We start from the raw sequence: 17352 nt of genomic DNA, 5'->3' as shown, positions 1-17352 counted from the left end.
TCGGGCGCCGAATGTCCATCCGATGCGGTCGCGGTTCAACCGTCGTGTCGGACCGCGTCGCATCGGCTGTGGACGCCGCCCGTCACGACGCCTCGCGGCCGCTCCCGGCGGGGGGCTCGGCGCGGGCGAGTTGCGCCCGGAACGCCGCGGCTTTCTTCGCCACCGCGCTGTCGTAGGTCGCCGGCCGCAGGCGGGCGAGGAGATCGATCGCGGTGGCGTCGGAGCCGATCAGGATGCGCGGCGCCTTGCGGCGGATGCCGCGCAGAATCGCTTCGGCCGCGGCCTCGGGGCTGGTGTGCTGGCTCGCCGCGAAGGCGGTGCGCAGGCGCTCCTGCTCGGCCGGCGACATCGCGCCGTCGAAGCGCGAGCCGGCAACGATGTTGGTCCTGACCCCGCCCGGGAACACGAGCGACACGGCGACGCCGGTGCCGCGCAGATCCTGCCGGACCGCCTCGGTGAAGCCGCGCACCGCGAACTTGCTGGCGCAATAGGCGGCCTGGCCCGGCACGCCGATCAGCCCGTAGACGCTCGACACGTTGACGAGGCTCGCCTCGTTGCGCCGCACGAGCTGCGGCAGGAACGCCATGGTGCCGTGGACGACGCCCCAGAAGTTGATCTCCATGGTCCAGCGCAGCGTCTCGCCGGTCAGCTGGCCGATCGCGCCCGAGGAGGAGACGCCGGCATTGTTGACGAGGACATCGACGCCCCCGAAGCGGTCGACCATGGCCTGCGCCGCGGCCGCGACCGCGTCGCGCCGGGCCACGTCGACCGTCAGGGTTTCGACGGCGGCACCGCCGGCGGCGCGGCAGAGCGCCGCCGTGTCCGCGAGGCCGCTCGGGTCGCGGTCCAGGAGCGCCACGCAGGCGCATTCGGAGGCCAGGCGAACGGCGAGCGCCCGGCCGATGCCGGAGGCCGCGCCCGTGATGGCGATGGTCTTGTCGGTCAACGTCTTCATGAGAAAATTCCATGCATGAACTGGTGGATCGACTGGTTCACGAGAGACTCGTCGAGCGCCGCGACGCCGTTCAGGCCGAACGAGGCGTAGTTGTTGATCATGCCGAGGAAGGTCGCCGCATAGGCGCGCTGCCGCCCGGCCATGGTGCCGTGGTCCGCGACGGCGGCCGCGAACACCGCCTCGATCATGGCGAAGTGCCGCTCGTGCCAGGGCAGGGCGGCGCGGTAGGCCTCGCTCGCCGGCGGCGCGAACCAGAGCGACAGGTAGAGCCGGTACAGATCGGGATGCGCCTGCGCGAAGGCGAAGGTCTTGCGCGCGATCGCCGCGAGCGTCGCCGCGACGTCGCCTTGGTAGGCCGCCGCCTCCGCGAGCCCCGCGTGGAGCGGCCCGAGCCCGTCGGCGAGCAGCCGCTCCAGGAGCCCGAGCTTGCTGCCGAAGTGATGATAGAGGGTCGGCTTGGTGACCCCGGCCGCCTCGACGATCTGCTGCACGCCGACGGCATCGTAGCCGTGCGTCGCGAACAGCCGCAGGGCGCAGGCCGGAAGGGCGGAACGGGGCTCCAGGGGCGTGGACATGGAGCCTCTATATACCGATCGGTAAAGGGAGTCCATACCGAACGGTATAGAGGGCTGCCGGGGCCGGCCCGGGTCCGGGCCGCCGGCGGGCTTGCGTGGCGAAATACTTCGGCCTATACGGCGCTTCGGTCGGCAGTTCACCCAGGCGTCGCCGCCCCGCGAGGGGAGCTAAACCTGCCAAACCTCCTCGTCACGGTCGACAACCTCGTCCCGTGCCACGTCGAAGCCGGCGACCACGACAGTCCCTGCAGGACCCGGCACGTCGAGGATCCGTCGATGCCCCGTGAAGCCATTCCCTATGTCGCGGACGACATGTCCGCGCTCGCCCGCGCCCTCAAGGGCGAGGTGTCCCACGCTCTCGCCGCCAGCGGCGGCGAGCCGCCTGGCCATGTCGAGCTCCTGAACATGCTGGCCCGCGCCGCCGGCTGCCGCAACTTCCAGCATTTCCGCGCCCAGGCCGAGGCGCGGGAGCGGCTGGAGAACCCCGCGCTGCCGGCCGCCTCCGAGCCGCCCGTCGACTTCGTCCGGGTCGAGCGCGTCGCCCGTTATTTCGACGCGGCGGGCGGCCTCACCCGCTGGCCGGGCAAGCACACGGACCGCGTCGCCTGCCTGTGGGTGATGTGGTCGCGGCTGCCGGCCCGCACGGTGCTGTCGGAGCCCGCCGTCAACGAGGCTCTCAAGGCCGCGCACCGGTTCGGCGACCACGTGCTGCTGCGCCGCGCGCTGGTCGATCTCGGCCTCCTCGCCCGCACGCCCGACGGCCGCGAGTACCGCCGCGTCGAGCAGCCTCCGCCCGCCGAGGCCCGGGCGCTGATCCGGCATCTGGCCGCACGGGCGGGCTGACCGGCCGCCGCTCCATCGATGCGACATTCGTCCCGGGAGGGACACATGATTCAGTTTCCGACTGGACGGGCAGCGGACATCCGCGCCCGCATGCCGGCCCCACGCGTGATCGAGACACGTGGCGGCCGGCTCGAATACGCCGCGGCCGGAGAGGGGCCGGCCGTGCTGTGCCTGCACGGCGGGATGGGCGGCTACGACCAGGGCCTGCTGCTCGGTGCCGCCGCCGTGGGCGACGGCTTCTCGGTCGTGGCGCCGTCCCGCGCCGGCTATCTCGGCACGCCGCTGGCCACTGGCCCGAGCCCCGAGCAGCAGGCGGACGTCTGCGTCGACCTTCTCGATGCCCTCGGCATGGCGGACGCAGCCGTGGTGGCGATCTCGGGCGGCGGGCCCTGCGCCCTGCAGTTCGCGCTGCGCCACCGCGAGCGCTGCCGCGGCCTGGTGATGATCTCGGCCTGCTCCGCCCGGCTCGAGATCAGGTTGCCGTGGCAGTACCACCTGATGCGCCTCGTCGCCCACGTTCCGGCGCTCGCGGCGGCGTTCGGCCGGTACGCCATGAAGAACCCGGAGCGGGCGCTCGTGCGCTCCCTGCCGGCCCCCGAAGCCCGGGCCCGGCTCCTGGCCGATCCGGAGGCGGCGGCCCTGTGGCTGGCGCTGCAGGCAACCATCGGGAACCGCCTCGGCGACCGGATGCCCGGCACCGACAACGACACGGCCCGGTTCCGTGCGGCCGCGGGCTGGCCGCTGGAGGCGATCGCCGTGCCGGTGCTCGCCGTGCACGGCACTGCCGATCGGATCGTCGCGTTCTCCCACGCCGAGCAGCTCGCCGCCCGGGTGCCGGGTGCGGAGTTGCTCGCAATCCCCGGCGGCGAGCACGTCTGCCTGTTCGCCCACCGGAGCGACATTCGCGCACGGGCGGCGGCGTTTCTTGCGCGGACCACGCCGTGATCCGGAACCGGCAGGTCAGCGGAGACGGCGGGATGCGCGGCCGATCCACCAATAGGCCGCGCCCGCCATGCCCAGGATGATCACGGGCAGAACGAAAAACGCGTAGACTTGGAGGATCTTCATTCAGGTCGCCTCCGGAGCACGGCCGTCGAATTGCGGCTCGGGAATGCTGCAACTACGGCCGCGTCGCATTGGCGACGCGGCCTGCGGTCGCTATATCAACTCCGCGCCCGGCCTCGTCCGGGCTTTCGGCGTTTTCGCTCTCCGACCGTAGGGTGGGCAAAGCCGCGACAGCGGCGTGCCCACGCGGTCGGCTCGGGCGGTCATTGGTGGGCACGGCGCGATCCGCGCCTTGGCCCATCCTACGAGCAGGATTGGAGCGGCGTGGCCATGACCGGAACCACACGATCGAGCGCGGGGCTGTCGGAGCGGCGGCGGCGGCTGCTGTTCCGCGCGTGGCGGCGCGGCACCCGCGAGCTCGACCTGCTGACCGGACGCTTCGCCGACGCGGTGATCGCCGACCTCACCGAGGCGGAGATGACCGAGTTCGAGGGCTGGTGCTCGGCTCCCGACCTCGACCTCTACGCCTGGATCACCGGATCGAAGCCGGTGCCGCCCGAATACGACACGCCGCTGTTCCGCCGCCTCAAGGCCTTCGACCACGGCGCGGCGGCGGTGTGATCCCGGTCATTCCGGGGCGAGTGCCGAAGGCACTCGAACCCGGAATCCAGCGGCAATGTCGGTGGAGTCGGCTGGATTCCGGGTTCGCCGCTGCGCGGCGCCCCGGAATGACCGTGTCCAGAGTCCGCCCGACGACGAAAACCAAAGACACCTCATGGCACTCGTGAAGACACGTTCCCCGGCGGAGCTGGTGAAGCCCGGCCGCGCCCTCACCCTTTCGAGCGTCGCCGACGGGGCGGAGGGCTTCGTCCTCGGCGATCTCGCCCGCGCCGTCGCGGCGCGGCCGAACGCGCCGGCCGTCAGCCTGATGGTGGTCTGCCGCGACGGGCCGCGGATGGCGCAGCTCTCCCGCACGCTGCGCTTCTTCTCGCCCGACCTCGTCCAGCTGCAGCTGCCGGCCTGGGACTGCCAGCCCTACGACCGCGTGTCGCCGCACGCCGGCATCGTCGCCGACCGGATGATCACGCTGGCGCGTCTCGCCCGGCTCAAGGGCAGCGAGGCGCCCACCGTCCTGCTCACCACGGTCAACGCCGTCGTCCAGCGCGTGCCGGCGAAGCGGCAGGTCGCCGGGCAGGCGCTCTCGGCGGCGCCCGGCAACCGTCTCGCCATGGACGGCATCACGAAATGGCTGGAGCTCAACGGCTACCTGCGCACCGCGACGGTGCGCGAGCCCGGCGAGTACGCGGTGCGCGGCGGCATCATCGACCTCTACCCGCCCGGCCTCGACGAGCCGGTGCGCTTCGACTTCTTCGGCGACACGCTGGAATCGATTCGCACCTTCGACCCCGAGACCCAGCGCACCCAGGACCAGCTGCACGCGCTCGACCTCGTGCCGGTCGCCGAGTTCCAGCTGGTCACCGAGACGATCCGGAAATTCCGCCAGGCCTATGTGACGACCTTCGGCACGGCCGGACCGGACGACCAGCTCTACGAGGCGGTGAGCGAAGGCCGCCGCTATCCCGGCATGGAGCACTGGCTGCCGCTGTTCCACGACCGCATGGACACGCTGTTCGACTACGTGCCGGACACGCCGGTGGCGCTGGAGCCGCTGGCCGAGGAGGCCGCCCACGAGCGGCTCGCCCAGATCGCCGACTACTACGAGGCCCGCAAGCAGGCCGTCGCGATGGACGGCGGCGGCCCGCCCTACAAGCCGCTGCCGCCGGACCGGCTGTATCTCTCCGAACCCGAGTGGCGCGAAAAGCTCGCCGATGTCTCACTGGTCCGGGTCACGCCCTTCGCGACGCCGGAAGGTGCCGCGGAGAAGGGCGCCGCCGCGCCGGCGGCCGTCGTCGACGTCGGCACCCGGGCCGGACACAACTTCGCGGCCGAGCGCACCAAGACCGACGGCAACGTCTTCGAGGCCGTGAAGACCCACGTCGAGACGCTCCAGGCCGCCGGCAAGCGCGTCGTCATCGCGCTGTGGAGCGAGGGCGCGCGCGACCGCACCGGCAACGTCCTGGCCGACCACAAGCTGGTCAATCTGAGACAGGTGGCGAGCTGGCCCGAGGTGATGTCACGGCCGGCCTTCGAGGTGTCGCTCGCCGTGTTCGGCATCGAGGCGGGCTTCGAGACCGACGACCTCGCCGTCATCGGCGAGCAGGACATTCTCGGCGATCGTCTCGTGCGCCAGCGGCGGACGAGCAAGAAGGCGGAGAACTTCATCGCCGAGGTGACCAGCCTGTCGGCCGGCGACCTCGTCGTCCATGTCGACCACGGCATCGGCCGCTTCGTCGGGCTGAAGACGATCGAAGCCGCGGGCGCGCCGCACGACTGCCTTGAGATCCACTACGCCGGCCAGGACAAGCTCTACCTGCCGGTCGAGAACATCGAGCTCCTGTCGCGTTACGGCTCCGAGGACACGGCGGTCGAGCTCGACCGTCTCGGCGGCGCCGGCTGGCAGACCCGCAAGGCGCGGATGAAGCAGCGCATCCGCGAGATCGCCGGCGAGCTGATCAGGATCGCGGCGGAGCGCCAGCTCCACGAGGCGCCGCGGCTGGCGGTCGGGCAGGGGGTCTACGACGAGTTCTGCGCCGGCTTCCCCTATGACGAGACCGAGGACCAGAACAACGCCATCAACGCCGTGCTGGACGATCTCTCGGCCGGCCGCCCGATGGACCGGCTGGTGTGCGGCGACGTCGGCTTCGGCAAGACCGAGGTGGCGCTGCGCGCCGCGCTCGCCACCGTGATGAACGGCAAGCAGGTCGCCGTCGTGGTGCCGACGACGCTGCTGGCGCGCCAGCATTTCCGCACCTTCTCGTCCCGCTTCCACGGCTTCCCGGTCAACGTCGCGCAGCTCTCGCGGCTGGCGACCGCCAAGGAGACGGCAGCGGCCAAGAAGGGCCTCGCCGAGGGCCAGGTCGACATCGTGGTCGGCACCCACGCGCTGCTCGGCAAGACCATAAAGTTCAGGGATCTGGGCCTCGTCATCGTCGACGAGGAGCAGCATTTCGGCGTCGCGCACAAGGAACGCCTCAAGAAGCTCCGCTCCGAGGTGCACGTGCTGACGCTGACCGCGACGCCGATCCCGCGGACCCTGCAGCTCGCCCTCACCGGCGTGCGCGAGCTCTCGATCATCGCGACGCCGCCGGTCGACCGTCTCGCGGTGCGCACCTTCGTCACGCCGTTCGATCCGCTCACCGTGCGCGAGGCGCTGCTGCGCGAGCGTTACCGCGGCGGCCAGGCCTTCTATATCTGCCCGCGCATCGAGGACCTCGCCGAGGCCAAGGAGTTCCTCGACAAGCACGTGCCGGAGGCCCGCGTCGTCACGGCGCACGGGCAGATGCCGGCGGCCGTCCTGGAGGACGTCATGTCGGCGTTCTACGACGGCAAGTACGACGTGCTGCTCTCCACCACCATCGTCGAGTCCGGCCTCGACATCCCGACCGCCAACACGCTGATCGTGCACCGCGCCGACATGTTCGGCCTCGCCCAGCTCTATCAGCTGCGCGGCCGTGTCGGCCGCTCGAAGACCCGCGCCTATGCGCTGTTCACGATTCCGGCGGGGCGCAAGATCACCCCGACGGCGGAGCGGCGGCTCAAGGTGCTGCAGTCGCTCGACACGCTCGGCGCCGGCTTCCAGCTCGCCTCGCACGACCTCGACATCCGCGGCGCCGGGAACCTGCTCGGCGACGAGCAGTCCGGCCACATCAAGGAGGTCGGCTTCGAGCTCTATCAGCAGATGCTGGAGGAGGCGGTGGAGAGCCTCAAGGCCGGCGTCGCCGCGCCCGTGGAGGACCGCTGGTCGCCCCAGATCACCATCGGCATGCCGGTGATGATCCCGGAGGACTACGTGCCGGACCTGTCGGTCCGGCTGGCGCTCTACCGGCGTCTCGCCGATCTCGAGGACGAGCGCGAGATCGACGCCTTCGCGGCCGAGCTGGTCGACCGCTTCGGCACGATGCCCGTGGAGGTCGACTATCTTTTGAAGACGGTGGTGCTGAAGGCCCTGTGCCGCCGCGCCAATGTCGCGAAGATCGACGCCGGCCCGAAGGGCGCCGTCATCGCGTTCCGCGACGACAGCTTCGCCGACCCGGCCGGTCTCGTGCACTACATCCGCAAGCAGGGCGTGATGGCGAAGGTCAGGCCCGACATGAAGGTGGTGTTCTTCGAGGACTGGGAGGAGCCCATCGATCGCCTGAAGGGCTCCACCGCGATCCTCCGCGACCTCGCCGCGATCGCGACCAAGAAGGCGGCGTGAGTGGAGAAGCGATGCGTCGCCGCCCTTGACCCTCTCCCTCGTGGGAGAGGGTCGGCTGCGGAGCAGCGGTAACGAGGTGATTCAATACGGCCGCTTCTCCGGATCGGCGATCTCGCCGGCCGCCAGCTTCTGCTGGAACGTCTCGTTCGCGCGGCGGATGGCGCCGGCCAGATAGTCGGGCGACTGGGCGCCGGAGACGGCGAGCACGCCGCCGAACACGAAGCAGGGCACGCCGTCGACGCCGGCGCGCTGCGCCGCCTCGGCCTCGGCCGTGACGACGTCCTCGTCCTCGGTGGTGGCGAGGCGCTCCCCAGTCGCATGCGGGTCGAGCCCCACGTCGGCGGCGGCGCGGAGAAGCACGGCGCGCTGCGAGAGGTCCTGCGCCTCGGTGAAGTACAGCTCCATCAGCCGCTGCTTCATGGCCGACGCCGTGGCCGGGTCGGCCTCGCCGGCCCACTTGATCAGGCGGTGGCAGTCGATGGTGTTGGGCTGCCGCTCGATCCGGTCGATCGCGTAGACGAGGCCTTCGGCCTCGGCCGCCGCGACCATGCGGGGCGCGTTCGCCATGTAGCGCTCGACCGAGCCGAACTTCCGCTCGAGGTAGTCGCGCCGGCCGATGCCCTCGCGCGGCACCCACGGGTTCAGAAAGTAGGCGCGCCAGCGTACCGTCACCGGGATGTCCGCGGTCGCGGCGAGGGCGCGTTCCAGCCGCCGCTTGCCGATGAAGCACCACGGGCAGACGACGTCGGAGACGACGTCGATCGGCATCTTGGTCAGGACGGGGGCGTCGGTCATCGGGGGCTCCTGCGGTTAGGCACGGAACCGTAGCCCGGATGGAGCGCCGGCGAAATCCGGGGCGGCGTGTCCGGTCCCGCAATCCGCTGGCGCTCCATGCGGGCTGCGCCTGCGCGCCGGAACGACCGGTCTGATGGGGATCCTACTCCGCGGCGACCGGGCTCGGCTCGGAGACGCGGGTGAGCAGCGTCTCGACCGTGTCGGCGGGCTTGAGCATCGCGAGGGTCACCGAGGCGTCGATGCGGCCGGTCGGGTCGTCGGCCGGCGCCAGCATGGTGTGGCGCAGGACGCTGGCGAGCCGGCGCGCCACCGCGTGGGCCTTGTCGAGCGGGGTCGCCTGGAAGGCCACCAGGATCGAGCCGTCGCTCGCCCGGCAGGCGAAGTCGACGTTGCGGACCAGCCGGCCGGCCAGCCGCGCCGCGTCGAGGCTGGCGCGCTGGTCGAGGCCCGACGGGAACGAGAAGCGGGCGATCGACAGCGCGGCGCCGCGCGCCTTGGCGTCGTCGACGGCGCGGGCGAGGTCGCGCAGGAAGCCCGCGATGGTGAACAGGCCGGTCGCCGGGTCGACCAGGCCCTGGGCGTCGAGCGAGGCGAGCTGGCGGCGCAGCCGTGCCTCGAAGGCGTGCAGCCGCACCAGCGGCAGGATGGCGGCGACGATGGCAGCCGGCTCGCCCGAGAGGCATTCGAGGTTGGGCAGCCGCACCGCGTCGAAGGTCGCCGGCAGCTCGGGCAGCAGCGCCACCGGCAGGTCGCGGAAGCGCGGGTCCTCGGCGAGCGCGGTCAGGAACGCCTCGAGGGTGCGCGGCCCGAAGCCGTCGCCGAGCACGATGCCGTCGACGTCGCGGGCGTTGAGGTGGCGGGCGGCGGTCTCGATGCCGAGCGCGCCGATCAGGCCGAGCCGCTCGCCGACCGCGGTGCCGAGTCCCGGATAGGTGCGGCCGCGGCCGCACACCAGCATGGTGGCGTCGTCGAGCGGATCGCCGTCCGGCCAGGCCGGCGCCTCGGGCTCCTTCTCGGCGACCAGGGCGGCGCGGCGCGCCACCGTCGCATGCAGGGTGCGGACCCGCTGGGCCGAGGCGAGGCGGGCGACGACGCGCTCGCAGGCGGCATCGGCGGCGATCGGCAGCACGTCGGGGAGAGGGTCGCGCAAGCCCTCGAGGGGCGCGGCGAGCACGGGCGTGAACACGGCGAGCTCGGCGAGTGCCTGGGCCACCTTGTCGAAGGTCTTGGCCGGGACCGCGTCGCCGGCCTGCGGCATCACGATGCCGGCCGGCGCATGCCTGGCGATCGCCGCGGCCGCCTTGGCCCAGCCGACCTGGAGCACCGGCTCGGCCCCGGCGGATTCCAGCGCGTGCACGAGGATCGGATCGGCATCCTCGGCAATCACGAGCAGGGGACCTTGCAGCGACATCGACGCTCCTCGGGCAGGACGCCGTGCAGCCTATGCGATCGCCGTTAACGCGGCGTCAACGCTTCCGTGAGCCCGGCGAGTCGTGGCGCGCTCACGCGGCGGCCGACTCGGCGGCGCCGCGGCGGTCCCGGAAGGCGGCGACCACGAGGGGCGAGATGCCGCGCTCGGCCAGCGCCGCGCGGGTCTCCTCGCCGTGGCCGGCATGGCCGAACAGGCGCTGGCCCATCAGGATGTCGGGCAGGGCGAGCAGCGTGGTGCCGGGCGCGATGTCGTCGGTGACGCGCTCGATCTCCGACAGCGCCACCCGGTAGCCGCCGATCGAGACGAAGCCGGAGGGCGGCGCCGTCACGGTGAGGATGCCGGCGCCCTTCTCGACCCGGCAGGGCTGGCGGGTGTCGACATACAGGTCGGGCCCGACCTGCAGGAACGGCGCGTTGCCGCGCGCGGCGCCGGGCGGGAAGGGATGGCGCGGCACCATCGAGCCGCGGATCTTCAGCGTGCCGAGCTCCGAGCGGGCGATCTCGGCGACCAGCGTCGCGCCCGGCGTGGTGCGTGGCGCCGTCACGGCGCCGGCCGTGATCGCGGCGGGGCGGCCGTCGGGGCCGCGGCGGGCGGCGATCAGCCCGGTCTCGCCGAACACCTGGAGGTCAACCAGGGCGCAGCCGGCGGTCGTCCAGTCGGCCGCGGCGGCGAGCCGCTCGGGCGTCCGCCACACCGCGATGACGCTCTTCAGGCCGGCGGCGCGGCCGAGCACGCCGGCTTCGGCGAGCCGCTGGGCGAGCGGCCCGGGCAGCGCCAGCACGCGGCCGTCGAGGGCGGCGAGCTGGTCGCCCAGCACGGCGGCGTCGAACGGCGGGTGCAGGGCGAGCGTGCCGCCGAGCAGCAGCCACGGCACCAGCCCGGTGGAGAGGCCGGCGAGCGACGACGGCTGCAGGGTCGAGACCACCGTGGTGGCGTGCTCCATCCGGCATTCGAGCGCGATCGACAGGCCGGCGGCGAGCAGCTCGACGTGATTGCGGCCGACCGCGACGGGGCCGCCGAGATCGGTGTCGAAGGTGACGACCGCCACATGCGCGGCCGGGTTGACGGGCCGCTCGACGACCGGCACCGGCGCGGCCGGAGGCGCCGCCAGCACCGGGTCGAGCGGCACCATGCCGTCCGGCAGGTCCGGCCCGAAGCCGCACACCGTGCGCACCGTGAAGCAGTCGGCCGCCGCCGTCATGGCGACGTCGACGAGGCGGGTGTCGCCGACCCGGCCGCCGGCGACGATCGCCTTGGCGCTGACCCGGTCGAGCGCCTGGGCGAGCTCGGCGCGCCGCCACAGCAGCGGCAGCGGCGCCGCGATCATGCCGGCGCGCAGCACCCCGAGCAGCGCCAGCACCTGCTCGGCCGTGTTGGGCCCGTGCAGCGCCACCACGGCGTCGGTCGCCAGGCCGAGCGAGCGCAGCCGGGCCGCGATCGCCGCGACGGCGCGGTCGACCTCGGCCCAGGTGAGCCGCAGCGGCGCCCCGCCGCAGGTGGTCGTGCGGTGGGCGGCGTCGACCAGCGCGACCGCGTCCGGGCTCTTCGCGATCGCCCGGGCGATCAGGTCGTCGAGGGTGACCCGGCCGGCGTGCTGCGCCTGCAGGAGCTCGTCGGGTGAGGTGTCGCCGAGAATCATCGCCGCATCCTTGCGGACCTGATCAGGAGCGCGCCGCCGTGGCCCCGGCCGCGAATCGTCCTGCTGGTCCGAGGGAAGAGTATCTAGCGGCCGCCGGCGCGCCACCATGTTTCAGGGAGCCAGCCATACAGCGACGTGGCCGCCGGGTGGCGGACCTCGCTCCATCGGGCGACCCACTGGGTGGGCAGGTGATACAAAGGGACGACGTAGACGCCCGACACCAGCACGCGGTCGAGCGCCCGCACGGCGGAGACGAGGTCCTCGCGGGTACGGGCGCGCAGCACCGCGGCGATCATCGCGTCGACGGCCGGCGAGCGGACCCCCATGTAGTTGCGGCTGCCCGGCTCGTCGGCCGCGGCGGAGCCCCAGTAGAACGCCTGCTCGTTGCCGGGCGACAGCGACTGCTCCCAGCGGTTGGGGATCATGTCGAAGTCGAACTGGATGCGGCGCTGCTCGAACTGCACGGCGTCGACCATGCGGATCGCCGGCGCGATGCCGGCCCGCTCCAGGGTGCGGGCGAAGGCGAGCGCCAGGCGCTCCTGGTCCTTGCTGGTGACCAGGATCTCGAAGGCGAGCGGCTGGCCGGTCGCGGTGTGGCGAAGCACCCCGCCGTCGAGCCTGAAGCCGGCCGCGCCGAGGAGATCGAGCGCCGCCTTGAGGGTGGCGCGGTCGCGGCCGGAGCCGTCGGTGACGGGCGGCGCGTCGGTGCCGGCCATCACGTCGGGCCGCACCGCGTCGGGGAAGGGGGCGAGCAGGGCGCGCTCGGCGGCGTCGGCCGGGCGGCCGCGATGGGAGAGCTCGCTGCCCTCGAAGAAGCTGCCGGTCCGCCGGTAGCGGCCGAAGAACAGGTTCGTGTTGATCCACTCGAAGTCGAACAGCCGGACGACCGCCTCGCGCACCCGGATGTCGGAGAACACCGGCCGGCGGGTGTTGAACACGAAGGCCGCCATGCCGCGCGGCAGGCCGGTCGGGAACTCCTCCCGGACGACGCGGCCCTCGCGCGCCGCCGGGAAGTCGTAGCCGGTCTCCCAGCGGCCCGGATCGGTTTCCGCCCGCAGGTCGTAGAGCCCCTTGCGGAACGCCTCGAAATACGCGGCGTCGTCGCGGTACCAGTCGAGCCGGATGGTGTCGAAGTTCCACAGGCCCCGGTTGACGGCGCGGTCGCGGCCCCAGTAACGCGGGTTGCGCGCCAGCGTGACGCTGCGGCCGGCGTCGACCGCGGCGACCACGTAGGGGCCGCTGCCGAGCGGCGGCTCGAGCGTCGTCTCCTCGAAGCGCTCCGGGTCGACCGCGTGGCGCGGCAGGATCGGCATCAGGCCGAGGATCAGCGGCAGCTCGCGGTCGTCGGCACCGGCGAGGTCGAAGCGCACCGTCCGCGGCCCCAGCGCCTCGGCCTTCGCCACCTTGGCGTAGTAGGTGCGGTAGTTGGGCCGGCCGTGGTCGCGCAGAAGCCGCCAGGAGAAGATCACGTCCTCGGCCGTCACCGGCGCGCCGTCGGCGAAGGCGGCGTCGGGATCGATCCCGAAGGTGACGAAGCTGCGCGCCGGGTCGGTCTCGACCCGGCTCGCCAGCAGCCCGTAGAGCGTGAACGGCTCGTCGTAGCCGCGGGTCAGCAGGCTCTCGATCACGTGGCCGCGCACCATCTGCACGGGCAGGCCGCGGACCACGAAGGGGTTGAGGCTGTCGAAGGTGCCGAGCACCCCGAGGGTCAGCCGGCCGCCCTTCGGCGCCTCCGGATCGGCATAGCGGAAGTGCGGGAAGTCCGGCGGCAGGGCCGGGGCGCCGTGCATGGCGATGGCGTGGGTCGCCTCGCCGGCCCGGGCGGCCGGGCCGGGCACCACCGCCGCGACGGTCGCGAGCACCGCCAGGGCGAGCATCGCCGGGCGACCCGGGGGGCGGGGGCGCGGCAGGGCCGGTGGCGGGGTTCCGATTCGGCGCATGCCGGCACGCTAGCACGGTCCGCGGGCGCCACCCCGGCACCCCCGGAGCGGGCCGCGGCGGACGTGCAGGGGTGTCGATCGAAAACCCCTGCGGCAGGCGCGCCGCGCTCTTCGGGAAGGGCCACTTTACTGCCGCATTTAGACGGTGTTACAGCCCTCGCCAGGGGGACGCGCGTCGCCCGCCGGTCTTCCGCCGCACGGCACGCCAGACGGCCACGCCTCGCGGCACCTCGCGACACGGCATTTGCGGCACGGCAACTGAAGAGGATTTCGATGACCCGTCTGAGCCCACTCGCACCGGCTCGCCCGGTGCGGCGATCGCTTACGAAGGCAACGGCGGCGCTCGTGTCGATCTCCGCGGTGTCGGTGCTCGCCGTCGTCTCCGCCCAGGCCCAGCAGCCGCAGCCGGCCCGCCCGGCGCCGGCCCAGCCCGCCCGTCCGGCGCAGCCGGCGAAGCCGGCGCAGCGTCCCGCCCAGGCCCAGCAGCCCGCCCCGGCGCCGGCCCCGCAGCAGGCCCAGCCGGGCCAGCCGCAGATGCCGCAGCTGATCTACTCGCCGTGGGCGAAGTTCTGCGGCAAGGGCCAGGACCCGAACGCCAAGCAGGTCTGCTTCACCGGCAAGGACGCCCGCACCGAGGCCGGCCAGCCGGTGGTCGCCGCTGCGCTCATCGAGCCGGAGGGCGAGCCCAAGAAGCTGTTCCGCATCACCCTGCCGTCGCCCCTGCAGCTGCAGTACGGCACCCGCCTGATCATCGACCAGCAGCAGCCGATGACGGGCCCGTTCTTCACCTGCTTCGCCAACGGCTGCATGGCCGACTACGAGGCGACGGCCGACATGGTCGGCAAGCTCAAGGCCGGCCAGATGCTGACCATCCAGGCCATCAACCTGGCCGGCGCGGCGATCTCGTTCCCGCTGCCGCTGACCGACTTCAAGAAGGCCAACGAGGGCCCGCCCACCGACCCGAAGGTGTTCGAGGAGCAGCAGAAGAAGCTGCAGGAAGAGCTCCAGAAGCGGGCCGAGGAGGCGCGCAAGAAGCTCGAGGGCCAGGGCGGCGCCGCGCCGGCGCCGAGCCGCTGAGCCGCGGCCCCGTCCGCCGGACGGGGCACGCCGGACCTTTCGACCGGACGTTTCGAGAAGCGCGCCCCTGCGGCGCGCTTTTTCGTATCTGATGCGTCGCGTGTGATGCGTCGCGTGTGGTGCGTCGCGTGTGCCGCCCGGCGTCCCGCGGGGGGGCGGGGGCCGCCCCATAGGCGCCAGGTTCAGGCCCGAAGCCCCTCCGCCGTCGTGCTCCGCGAAGGCGGAGCACCCAGTACGCCGCAGCGTTTCGACTGAAGCAACGAACGCTGGTGGATACTGGGTCGTCCGCCTGCGCGGACGACGACCACCGAGAGGTTGTGCCTTAACTCCTAACTTGGCGCCTGTGGGGGGCCGCCCCCGGGTCAGGCGGCGTCGTCCTTCCAGGTCTCGCGCAGCAGCGCCAGCCAGGCCGCGCCGGCGGGCGGCAGCCAGGCGTCGCGCCGCCAGGCCATCGCCATGGTCCAGTCGGTGCCGGGCGCGTCGAGCAGGACGAGGCCGATCGGCACCTCGGTGCGCTGCATCGCGATCATCCGGGGCAGGAAGGCGACGCCGAGCCCGGCGCCGGCGAGCCCGGCGATGAAGTCGATCTGGCTGCTGCGCGCCACCACGGTCGGCTCGAAGCCGTCGCGCCGGCAGGCGTCGAGGATGATGCGGTTCAGCGCGAAGCCGCTCTCGAACAGGATGAACGGCGTGTCCCGCAGGTCGCCGAGCCGCACGGCGGGGCGGCCGGCGAGCGGGTGGTCGGGGGCGAGCAGCGCCATCACGGGCTCGCTGCGCACCGGCTGCTGGGCGAAGGCCGGGGCGATCGGGGTGAGCAGGCCGGCGAAGTCGATCTCGCCGGCCTCCAGCAGCTCCTCCAGCCGCTCGCTGCCGTGCTCGACCAGGCGGATCTCGATCTCCGGGTGGCGCTGCCGGTAGGCGGCGACGAGCGGGGCGAACAGCACGCTGCTGCCGATCGGCGGCAGGCCGAGGCGCAGCGTGCCGCGGCGCAGCCCGCGCAGCTCGGCCAGCTCGGCGCCGAGGTCGTCGCGCTCGGCGAGCAGCCGCACCGCCCGCCGGTAGACGATCTCGCCGGCCGCCGTCGGCGCGACGCGATGGCCCAGCCGGTCGAGCAGCGGCAGGCCGATCTCCTGCTCGAGCTGGCGCACCGCCTTGCTGACCGTCGACTGGGTGGCGAACACGACCTTGGCGGCCGGCGAGAAGCCGCCCTGCCGCACCACTTCCACGAAGGCCCGCAGCGTCCTGAATTCCATGATCTATTCCATACACGACTGGAGATCAGTCGTACAATTCATTTTGCGCATACCGCAATGCAATATAACCTCCGCGGCAGATCGAGGACCCCCGCCATGACCCGCAGCCTTGTGCCGCCGCCGCTCCGCCGTCTCGCCGTGCTGTCCCGCCGGCGCGTCCGCCGCAGCCGGCTGCTGCAGATCGGCGTGGTCGCCGCCTTCTGGCTGGCCGGCGAGGCGCTGGTGCGCACCACCGGCCTGCCGGTGCCGGGCGGCATCGTTGGCCTCGCCCTGGCGTTCGCGGCGCTCGCGGCGCGGCGCCTGCCGGTCGCCACCATGAAGCGCGGCGCCGACTGGTTCCTGGCCGAGATGCTGCTGTTCTTCGTGCCGGCCGTGCTGGTGGTGCTCGATCACGGCGAGCTGGTCGGCCTGCTCGGCGTGAAGATTCTCGCCGTCATCGTGCTCAGCACGGCGGCCGTGATGGGCGCGACGGCCCTGACCGTCGATCTCTGCTACCGCTGGACCGAGCGCCATGATCATGCCCGCCTCGCCGATTGACCTGCTGCCCGCCTGGCCGGCGGCGCCGCTGGCCCGGGCGGTCGCCTGGTCGGCCGCCACCATCCTGGTCTACGTGCTGGCCAAGCGGCTGCACCGCCGCTGGCCGCGCTGGTGGCTGATGCCGCTCGCCGTCGCCCCGGCGCTGCTGCTGATCGCCGCGCTGCTGCTGCACGAGTCCTATCGCGACTACATCCGCGGCACCGGCTGGCTGGTGGCGATGCTCGGGCCCGTGACGGTCGCCTTCGCGGTGCCGATCTACGAGCAGCGCGCCATGATCCTGCGCCACTGGCCGCTCCTCGTGGTCGGCGTCACGGTCGGCAGCGTCACCGCGGTGGCGTCGAGCTGGGGGCTGGCGTCGCTGCTCGGCGTCGACGGGGCGCTGCGGCTCAGCCTGCTGCCGCGCTCGATCAGCACGCCCTTCGCGGTCGAGATGTCGGGCGAGATCGGCGGCATCCCGGACCTCACCGCCGTGTTCGTGGTGATGACCGGCATCACCGGCGCGGCGATCGGCGATCTCGTGCTGGCGCGGCTGCCGCTGCGCTCGGCGATGGCCAAAGGTGCGCTGTTCGGCGTCGGCGCCCACGGCGTCGGCACGGCCCGGGCCCACCAGATCGGCCGCGAGGAGGGCACCATCGCCGGCCTCTTGATGGTGATGGTCGGCATGGCCAACGTCGCCGTCGCCCCGCTGCTCGCCCACCTGCTGCCCTGAGCGGGGGCGGGCGTCACGCCGTGGCGTCACGCCGAGGCACCCGTAGCCCCGATGGAGCGCAGCGAAATCGGGGGCAGGGGCACCGCAGGAACCAAGCAGAGCCCAAGCCACTGCCGGGTTACAGCTTCCTCTGCTCGGCAAGCGTAGCCCGGCTTTCGTCGTCGCCCGGGCGGAGCGCAAGAGACTGGGCAAGAATCGGCGGATCGAGGTGATGTAGGATTCGTCGTATGACGAATCGCCCGTTCAAGACCGGCGCGAGCCGGGCGCAGCCCAG

The 17352-nt window shown here is 72.7% G+C and carries 14 protein-coding genes; 7 read left to right on the top strand and 7 right to left on the bottom strand.

Going from position 1 to position 17352, the window contains the following annotated elements; translation table 11 throughout:
* Positions 1–82 precede the first annotated feature (82 nt).
* Positions 83–955 (bottom strand): SDR family NAD(P)-dependent oxidoreductase, encoded by an 873-nt coding sequence (locus tag J2S22_RS28825; RefSeq protein ID WP_272780073.1) that lies wholly within the window; start codon positions 953–955, stop codon positions 83–85.
* Entirely contained in the window at positions 952–1530 is a 579-nt protein-coding gene (locus J2S22_RS28820; RefSeq protein WP_272780072.1) for a TetR/AcrR family transcriptional regulator, read from the bottom strand. The genes J2S22_RS28825 and J2S22_RS28820 overlap by 4 nt, the downstream gene beginning before the upstream one ends.
* Positions 1531–1806: 276 nt before the next feature.
* On the opposite strand from J2S22_RS28820, the gene J2S22_RS28815 reads away from it, so the two are divergent.
* The 4 genes from J2S22_RS28815 to mfd all read left to right on the top strand — a co-directional run bounded on the left by J2S22_RS28815 (position 1807) and on the right by mfd (position 7696).
* The gene (locus tag J2S22_RS28815) at positions 1807–2373 is read left to right on the top strand and encodes a DUF2087 domain-containing protein (protein WP_272780071.1); all 567 of its coding nucleotides are present in this window, start codon (positions 1807–1809) and stop codon (positions 2371–2373) included.
* Positions 2374–2463: 90 nt separating this feature from the next.
* Entirely contained in the window at positions 2464–3318 is an 855-nt protein-coding gene (locus J2S22_RS28810) for an alpha/beta fold hydrolase (RefSeq protein WP_272780070.1), read from the top strand.
* 390 nt (positions 3319–3708) lie between these two features.
* Positions 3709–3999, top strand: a complete 291-nt coding sequence (locus tag J2S22_RS28805) for an FAD assembly factor SdhE (protein WP_272780069.1) — start codon at positions 3709–3711, stop codon at positions 3997–3999.
* 154 nt (positions 4000–4153) lie between these two features.
* Positions 4154–7696, top strand: a complete 3543-nt coding sequence (mfd, locus tag J2S22_RS28800; RefSeq protein WP_272780068.1) for a transcription-repair coupling factor — start codon at positions 4154–4156, stop codon at positions 7694–7696.
* A gap of 81 nt (positions 7697–7777) precedes the next feature.
* Here mfd and J2S22_RS28795 read toward each other — a convergent pair whose 3' ends face one another.
* The 4 genes from J2S22_RS28795 to J2S22_RS28780 form a co-directional block, all read right to left on the bottom strand.
* Positions 7778–8491: a DsbA family oxidoreductase gene (locus tag J2S22_RS28795; RefSeq protein WP_272780067.1), complete on the bottom strand. Its 714-nt coding sequence runs from the start codon at positions 8489–8491 to the stop codon at positions 7778–7780.
* 142 nt (positions 8492–8633) lie between these two features.
* A complete protein-coding gene (locus tag J2S22_RS28790) occupies positions 8634–9902 on the bottom strand; it encodes a PleD family two-component system response regulator (RefSeq protein ID WP_272780066.1) in 1269 nt (422 codons plus the stop codon).
* 91 nt (positions 9903–9993) lie between these two features.
* On the bottom strand, positions 9994–11562 hold the full coding sequence (locus tag J2S22_RS28785) for an AMP-binding protein (RefSeq protein ID WP_272780065.1): 1569 nt from the start codon (positions 11560–11562) through the stop codon (positions 9994–9996).
* Positions 11563–11645: 83 nt separating this feature from the next.
* A complete protein-coding gene (locus J2S22_RS28780; RefSeq protein WP_272780064.1) occupies positions 11646–13439 on the bottom strand; it encodes an extracellular solute-binding protein in 1794 nt (597 codons plus the stop codon).
* A 408-nt stretch (positions 13440–13847) separates the two neighbouring features.
* Here J2S22_RS28780 and J2S22_RS28775 point away from each other — a divergent pair, with 408 nt between their 5' ends.
* Complete coding sequence (locus tag J2S22_RS28775) at positions 13848–14579, top strand: invasion associated locus B family protein (protein WP_272780063.1); 732 nt, start codon at positions 13848–13850, stop codon at positions 14577–14579.
* 362 nt (positions 14580–14941) lie between these two features.
* Here J2S22_RS28775 and J2S22_RS28770 read toward each other — a convergent pair whose 3' ends face one another.
* A complete protein-coding gene (locus tag J2S22_RS28770; protein WP_272780062.1) occupies positions 14942–15832 on the bottom strand; it encodes a LysR family transcriptional regulator in 891 nt (296 codons plus the stop codon).
* Between the two features lie 96 nt (positions 15833–15928).
* On the opposite strand from J2S22_RS28770, the gene J2S22_RS28765 reads away from it, so the two are divergent.
* A complete protein-coding gene (locus J2S22_RS28765; RefSeq protein ID WP_272780061.1) occupies positions 15929–16369 on the top strand; it encodes a CidA/LrgA family protein in 441 nt (146 codons plus the stop codon).
* Positions 16344–17078, top strand: coding sequence for an LrgB family protein (locus tag J2S22_RS28760; protein WP_370878261.1), 735 nt, complete (start codon positions 16344–16346; stop codon positions 17076–17078). Before J2S22_RS28765 ends, J2S22_RS28760 begins: the two co-directional genes overlap by 26 nt.
* The last annotated feature ends 274 nt before the right edge of the window (positions 17079–17352 follow it).

The organism is Rhodoplanes tepidamans, assembly GCF_030813915.1.
GTDB classification, from domain to species: domain Bacteria; phylum Pseudomonadota; class Alphaproteobacteria; order Rhizobiales; family Xanthobacteraceae; genus Rhodoplanes; species Rhodoplanes tepidamans.
This window is presented reverse-complemented; position numbering and strand designations above follow the sequence as displayed.